Raw genomic sequence first — 7,768 nt, forward strand, 5'->3', positions numbered from 1 at the left:
CGGGCCCTCGCGGAAGGGCCCGCGCCCGGATCAGGCTTCGGCCGCGTCGAGGGCCTCGGCGAACGCGTCCTGGAACGCGGTGCTCCGGAGGATGTCCAGGTGCCGCGCGCCGGGAATGATCCTCAGCTCCGCGACCGGCGCCAGCGCGCTCCAGTCGCGCAGGCGCTCCGGTCGCGTCAGCGAATCCGCGGCCTGGAAGACGTGCACGGGCCGCGCCAGCGGCGCGAAGGCGTGGCGCTTGGCCCGCACGCGCTTGTCCAGGAGGGCCCACAGCTCGAACTCGCGCGCCGTCAGGTCGGGCCCGTCCGCGGGCAGCTCCGGGTTGTCGACGAGGTAGGCGTCGAGCGCCTCCCGCTCGTCCGCGTCCATGCGGGCGATCAGCCCGCGCCACTGCTCGGCCATCCGCGAGCCGTCCAGCCAGTCCGCGCGCCGCCGCGCGGCCAGCGCCCGCGCGTCCGCGTCCAGAGCCCGCGGCGCCGCGAAGGGCACCGACTCGAACACGTCCACGAGGCCCAGGAAGTCGACGCGCACGCGCCCGTCGAGACGGCGCGCGGTCTCGTAGGCGAGGTCGCCGCCGGACGACCAGCCGACCAGCGCGCACCGGCCGCCCGGCGCGTGCGCGGCGACGCACTCCGCGTAGGCGCCGCTCAGCGCGGGCACGTCGTACCCCTGCCAGCGCGCCTCCGTGTAGACGTGGCTGACGAAGCCGTGGACCGGCCGCTCCGGGCCGAGCCGCGCGGCCAGCGCGGCGAACTCGGTCGCGTTGGCGATCAGGCCGGGGACGCAGAAAAGCGGGGTCCGTCCGCCCTCGCGGCGGAGATGGACGATCTCCGGCCCGCGCGGAGCCGCCGGCGCGACGCGTTCGGCGAGGTCGGCGAGGCTCTTCGCGCCGAGGATCTGGGCGAGGGTGAGGGTCTTGCCCCCCGCGACGCCCTGCCGGCGGATGCGCGCGAGCATCTTCAGGCTCAGGATCGAGTCGCCGCCGAGGTCGGCGAAGGCGTCGTGGCGGCCGATCGCGGACGGATCCAGGCCGAGGAGGTCGGCCCAGAGGGCGGCGAGTGCCCGTTCCGTCCCGTCCCGGGGCGGATCCTTCCCGTCCGTCCCGCGCGCCGCCTCCAGCGACGCCAGGGCGCGCCGGTCGAGCTTGCCGTTGGGGGTCAGGGGCAGCGCGTCGAGCCGGGTCAGGCTCGTCGGCACGAGGGCCGGCGGCAGGCGCTCGGCGAGCCGGGCGCCGACCGCGGCGAGGTCGAGGTCCGGGTCGGCCACGACGTAGCCGGCGAGGCGCGGGCCGTCCGCCCCGTCGGCCTCCGGTTCGGCGAGCGCGATGACGGCGGCGTCGCGGATTCCCGGAAGGTCGCGCAGGGCCGCGGCCGCCTCGCCGGGCTCGACCCGGTGGCCCCGGATCTTCACCTGGTCGTCGGCCCGGCCCACGAAGGCGAGGCTGCCGTCGCGGAGAAGCCGGACGCGGTCGCCGGTCCGGTAGAGGCGCGCCCCGGGGCCGGCGTGCGGGTCCGGAACGAACCGCTCGGCGGTGAGGCCCGGCCGGTCGAGATAGCCCCGCGCGACCTGCGGCCCGCCGAGGTAGAGCTCCCCCGTCGCGCCCGGCGGCACCGGCGCCAGGAATCCGTCGAGCACGCGCGCGCGGACGCCCGGGAGCGGCGTCCCGATGGGCGCACCGCCGGCCCAGCGTCCGGCCCCGTCCTCCGGGTCGAGCGCACCGCCCCGGTGCTCCGCCCCCGCGCGGACCTCCTGGCACAGCGCGCCGACCGTCGCCTCGGTCGGCCCGTAATGATTGACCACCCGGCAGCCGGGCTTCAGCGCGGCGATCCGGTCGACGAGGGGCCAGGGCAGCGCCTCGCCGCCGAGGATGAGGAGCCGTTCTGGCAGCGCGGCGGCGGGGTCGGCCGCCTGGAGCAGCGCGCCGAGGTGGCTCGGCGCGATCTTCAGGGCGTCGACCCTCCGGCCCCCGGCCGCGTCCCCTCCGACCGCCGCGGCGAAGCGGTCGGGGTCGAGGGCGGTCTCGTGGTCGAGGAGGTCGAGTTCCGAGCCGCCGGCCAGCGCGCCGAACAGCACGGTGTTGCCCAGGTCGGCCGCAACGGTCGAGGCCATCGCGACGCGGCCGCCGGCGGGCAGGCCGACGCGCGCGAGCATTCCGGCCACGTACTGCGCGAGGCCGCCGCGGGTCACGACGACCCCCTTGGGCCGGCCCGTGGAACCCGAGGTGTAGAGGATGTAGGCCGCCGCGTCGGGATGCGGCGGCGCGGCCGCGAAGGGCTGGGCCGCCGCGTCCTCGGCCGGGTCGAAGCGCGCCGCGATCACCGGCCGGTCGGGCCGGTCGCCCGGGACCGGCTCGCCCAGGACGAGGCAGGCCCCGCACTCGGCCACGAGGTCGGCCCGGCGGGCGGCCGGGAGGCCGGGATCGATCGGCACGTAGGCGGCGCCGGTCTTGAGGATCGCCAGGAGGCCGAGCACCCATTCGGGGCCGCGGCCGAGATGGAGGGCGACCCGCGTCTCCGGCCCCGCCCCGTCCGCGGCCAGCCGCGCGGCGAGGCGGTCCGAGGCGGCATCCAGCTCGGCCCGGCTGTGGGAGCGCCGGCCCTGCCGCAGGGCGGGCGCCTCCGGCGCCTCGGCCGCGCGGGCGCGCCAGGCCGCGACCACGTCGAGCGCGACCCCGTCGAGCGCGGCCGGGTCCGTCGCCGCGGCCGGGGCGGGGCTCGCCAGCGCGTAGAGTGGGCAGTCGGGTTCGGCGACGGCCGCGGCGAGCAGCGTCGCGAAGGCCTCGGCCAGGCCCGCGACGGTCTCGGGGTCGAACAGGTCGCGGGCGAAGGCCAAGCGGCCGCACAGGCCCTCGGCGGAATCGACGAGATCGAGGCTGAGGTCGAAGTGGACGTCGCCCCCGTCGAGGCCGCGCAGCCGCATCGGCCGTCCGGCGAACCGGGCGTCGGGCGGGGGCGCGGCCTGCTCGGTGACCTTGACTTGGAACAGCGGGTGGAGCCCGGGCCGGCGCTCCGTCGCCGACGCCGCGACGATCCGGTCGAACGGCAGGTCGGCGTGCGCCTGGGCGGCCAGCAGCCGATCGCGGACCTGCCGGAGATGGACGCGGAACCCGTCGCGCGGGTCGACCCGCGCCCGCAGGACCCCGATGCCCGTCAGGTGGCCGACCATGCCGCGCGTCTCGGGCCGCGCGCGGTCGGCGAGCGGCAGGCCGACGCGCACGTCCGCGCCGTCGCCGTAGCGGGCCAGCGTCAGGGCGAACCCCGCGAGGGCGGCCATGAACGGCGTCGCGCCCTCGCGGCGGGCGAGGCTCCGCAGGGCCTCGCTCACTTCGGGCGGGATCCGGAACGCGTGGATCCCGCCTGAAGCGGCGCGCTCCGCGCGGCGGGGCCGGTCGAGGGGCAGCGGCGTCTCGGCCGGGGACGCGCCCAGTTCCGAGCGCCAGTACGCGGCCTGGCGCTCGGCCTCCCCGGCCTCGAGCCGGCCGTGCTGCCAGAGGGCGTAATCCGCGTACTGCACGGCCAGCGGCGGCAGCCCGTCGGCCACCGCCTCCCGCGACCGGGCCGCGTACAGGGCGTCGAGGTCGCGCAGCAGCAGGGGGATCGACTGCCCGTCGGCGGCGATGTGGTGCAGGCCGAGCAGGATCCGGTCGGTGCCGTCCCCGAGGCGGTGCAGCTCGACGCGGAGCAGGGGGCCGGCCTCCAGATCGAACGGCGTGCGGGCCAGGGCCTCCGCGAGGGCGTCGCTGCCGGCGGCGTCGAGCCCCTCGCGGACCCGGATCGGGACAGGCGCGGCCGGGTGGACGCGCTGGCACGGCTCGCCCTGCGGATCCAGCCCGAAGGTCGTGCGCAGGGGCTCGTGGCGCCGCACGAGGTCGTCGACGGCGGCCTGGAGCCGCGCCGGATCGAGGGTCCCGGCGATCTCGACGATGCCGGTCAGGTTGTAGGCCGGGCTCAGGGGCTCGCGTTGCCAGGTCAGCCACAGGCCGCGCTGCGCCGCCGAGAGCGGCAGCGCCGTCCTGTCGCCGTCCGCCGGGACGATCGGCAGGGTGGCGAAGTCGATCCCGTTATCGGCGAGCTTGGCGAGGAAGGCCCGGCGCTGCTCCGGCGCGAGCCGGGCGAAGCGTCGCGCGATCTGCGTGGCCTGAAGGGTCATGTCCGCGTCGCTCCTGCCGCCGTCTCGATCGCGTCGAGCCAGCTCTCCATGTCGGTGAGGTCGGCCGCCCCGGCCCCGCCGGTGCTGCCGTCCGCGTCGATCCGGGCGGCCAGATCCGCCAGCGTCGGGTGATCGAAGACCGCGCGCAGCGGCAGGCGCGGTCCCAGGCTCTCCTGGACGGCGGCGACGAGCTTCATGACGAGGATGGAATCGCCGCCGCGCTCGAAGAAGGTGTCGGAGCGGGCGACGGCGTCGGGGCCGGGCAGGCCGAGCACCGCGGCCCAGAGATCGGCGAGGCGCCGCTCGGTCGCCGTGCGCGGCGGGTCGGCGTCCGGGGCGGGCGCGTCCGCGTCGGGCTCGGGCAGGGCGCGGGCGTCGAGCTTGCCGCTCGTCGAGAGCGGCAGGGCGTCGAGCAGGACGATCGCGGCCGGCACCAGGGCGTCGGGCAGGTCGCGGGCCAGGGCGCGGCGCAGCTCCTGCGGGTCGGGGTGCGCGCCTAGCGCGGGCACCGCGTAGGCCACGAGCCGCGCCGGGCCGTCGGGTTTGCGGCGGGCGACGACGGCGGCCTGGGCGATGCCGGGTTGCGCGCGCAGGGCGGCGGCGACCTCGCCGGGCTCGACGCGCTGGCCGCGGATCTTGACCTGCTCGTCGGCGCGTCCGCGGTAGTCGAGGGCGCCGTCGGGGCGGCGGGCGGCACGGTCTCCGGTGCGGTAGAGGCGCGCGCCGGGCCTTCCGAACGGGTCGGGCACGAAGCGCTCGGCGGTCAGGCCGGGGCGTCCGAGATAGCCGCGGGCGAGGCCGGTGCCGCCGATGTAGAGCTCGCCCACCACCCCAACCGGCACCGGGTGCAGCGCGTCGTCGAGGACGTGGAGCTGCGTGTTGGCGATCGGGTGCCCGATCGGCACCCGCGGGGCGTCCGGCTCGGGCCCGCAGGTCCAGGCGCTGACGTCGATGGCCGCCTCCGTCGGCCCGTAGAGATTGGCCAGGTCGGCCCGGCTCTGGGCGCGGACGGCGGCCGCGAGGTCGGGGGCGAGCGCCTCGCCGCTGCACACGATGCGGGACAAGCTCGGGCAGGCGGCGAGCCGGCCGGACGCCAGGAACGCCTCCAGCAGGGCGGGCACGAAGTGCACGATCGTCACGGCGTCCCGCCGGATCAGGGCGGCCAGCGCGTCCGGGTCGCGGTGGGCCTGCGGCGGCGCCATGACGAGGCGTGCGCCGCTGACGAGGGGCAGGAGGATCTCCCAGACGGCGACGTCGAAGGAGACCGGGGTCTTGTGCAGGATCACGTCGGCGGGGCCGACCGCGAAATGGGCCCGCATCCAGGCGAGGCGGTTGGCGATGGCGGCGCGGGTGTTGGCGCAGCCCTTGGGCGTGCCGGTCGAGCCGGACGTGTAGATGAGGTAGGCCAGGGCGTCCGGGTGCGGCGCCGCGGCCGGCAGGGCGGGATCGTCCGCCGCCTCTGCCAGATCCGGGGTGAGGATCTGCAGGTCCGGAAGCTCCGCCGGCCCGGGCATCCGCGCGGCTAGGCCGGACTCGCTGACGAGGAGGTGCAGGGCCGCCTCGCGGGCGGTCGCGACGAGGCGCGGGCGCGGCAGCTCGGGGTTGAGGGGGAGGATGGCGGCGCCGGTCCTGAGGACGGCGAGCCAGGCGACGAGCAGCGCGCAGGACCGCTCCAGCCCGACGCCGACCAGAGTGTCGGGACCGGCCCCGGCGCGGGCGAGGCGGCGGGCCAGCGCGGAGGCCGCGCTGTCGAGGGCGCGGCGGGTGAGCGCGCCCTGCCCGTCGGTCACCGCGATCGCGTCCGGGTCGTGCGCGCGGTGGTCTGCGAAGGCGGCGAGGACGTCGCCGGCGCCGTCCGGATAGGCCCGGGCGGTCGCGTTCGCCGAGCCGATCACCGCCCGGTCGCTGTCGGGCAGCGGCGGCGGCAGCGCCCCGAGCGGGGTTGCCGGGTCGGCCTCCGCCAGGGCGGCGAGCTGGGCCACGAAGGCGGCGAGCAGCGCCTCGGCGTCCGCGTGTCCCAGGCGATCGGCGGCGTAGCTCAGGCGCAGGGCTAGCCGCGTCCCGTCGGGACCGGTCTCCGGGTGGACCACCAGGGTGACGGGGTAGTGCGTGGTCTCGGCGACGATGGCCGGGCCGAGACGCAAGGCGTGCGGGTCGGCAGCGTCGCCGTTCCCATCCCCGTCCCAGTTTCCGTCGCCGTCCCGTCCGTGGCGCGCGGCGGCGAGGGCTTGGTCGACGGGGTAGTTCTCGAACACCACGAGGCTGTCGAACAGGCCGCCCGTCCCTGTGCCCGTGCCCGTGCCCGCACCCGCGGGGCCGGCGAGGCGCTGGATGGCGGCCAGGGGCAGGTGGCCGTGCTCGCGCAGGCCGAGACCGGCCTCCTGCACGCCCGCCAGCCACGCGCCGAGCGTCCGGGCCGGGTCGAGGTCGACGACCACCGGCAGGGTGTTGATGAACAGCCCGAGCACGGTCTCGGCCCCGGGCAGGTCGGCCGGGCGCCCGGCCACGGTCGTGCCGAAGGCGACGCGCGCCTGCCCGGTGCGGGCGGCCACGAGCCGGGCCCAGGCGGCCTGGACGCAGGTGTTGAGGGTGAGGTGCGCGGCCCGGGCGCGGGCGAGCAGCCGCCCGGCGGTGGCCGGCGGCACCCGGTGCCGGACCTCGCCGTGATGCCGGACTTCGCCAAGATGCCGGACCTCGCCGTGCCCGGGCGGGCGCTGTCCGTCGCGGGCGCCGGGCGTGCCGGGCGTGCCGGTCGTGCCGGGCGGGTCGAAGGTGTCGGCGAGGCGGGTGGGGGCGTCGAGGCCGGCGAGGGCGTCCTGCCAGAAGCGCTCGGCGGCGGCCCGCGGCTGGCGGGCGAGCCAGGCGAGGTAGTCGGCGAAGCGTCCTGTGACGGGCTCGGGCTCCTCTCCGCGGTAGCGGGCGAGCACCTCGGCGACGAGGCGGGCGGTGCTCCATCCGTCGAGGATCAGGTGGTGGACGGTGAGCACGAGGTGGTGGCGGGCGGGTCCGGTGCGGACCAGGACGAGGCGCAGGAGCGGGGCCCGGGCGAGGTCGAAGGGCCGGGCGCGCTCCTCGTCGGCCAGGGCGGCGAGGCGGGCGGCGAGGCGCGCGGCGCGGGCATCCTCGTCCGGGGCGTCCTCGTGCGGCGCATCCTGGCTCGACGGCGCCCCTGTCCAGTCGAGGCGTGCGAGGGGCAGGGGCACGGGGTCGAGGACGGCCTGGAGGGGCGGGCCGTCGGCGGGGTCGAGGATGGCGGTGCGCAGGACGTCGTGGCGCTCGAGGGTGGCGCGGACGGCGCGGGCGAAGCGGTCGGGATCGAGGGGTTCGAGGTCGAGGCGGACCTGGTTGCGGTAGGCCGCGTCCCCGGGGGCGAGGCGGGCGTGGAAGAGCAGGCCCTCCTGCAGGGGGGTGAGCGGGTAGAGGTCGGCGAGGCTGTCGGGGTCGAGGGTACCGGCCGCGCGGGCGCCGGCCAGGAGGGCGTCGAGGCCGGGTTGGTCGAGGCGGGCGAGGGGCAGGTCGGCGGGGGTGGGCCGGCGCGGGGTGCCCGGGTCGGCGCAGTGGTCGACGAGGGCCTGGAGGGTGTGCCGGGTGTCGCGGGCGATGGCGGCGATGGCGGCGG

General features: G+C 77.9%; 2 protein-coding genes. Both read right to left on the reverse strand.

The annotated features are described in order from the left end of the window. Positions 1-30 precede the first annotated feature (30 nt). Complete coding sequence (locus tag BLW78_RS25010; protein ID WP_091682751.1) at positions 31-4,149, reverse strand: non-ribosomal peptide synthetase; 4,119 nt, start codon at positions 4,147-4,149, stop codon at positions 31-33. Beyond that, on the reverse strand, positions 4,146-7,768 hold a 3,623-nt coding region (locus BLW78_RS25015; RefSeq protein ID WP_139307737.1), incomplete at its 5' end, for a non-ribosomal peptide synthetase. The genes BLW78_RS25015 and BLW78_RS25010, both read right to left, overlap by 4 nt.

The organism is Methylobacterium sp. 275MFSha3.1 (assembly GCF_900108435.1).
GTDB lineage: Bacteria > Pseudomonadota > Alphaproteobacteria > Rhizobiales > Beijerinckiaceae > Methylobacterium.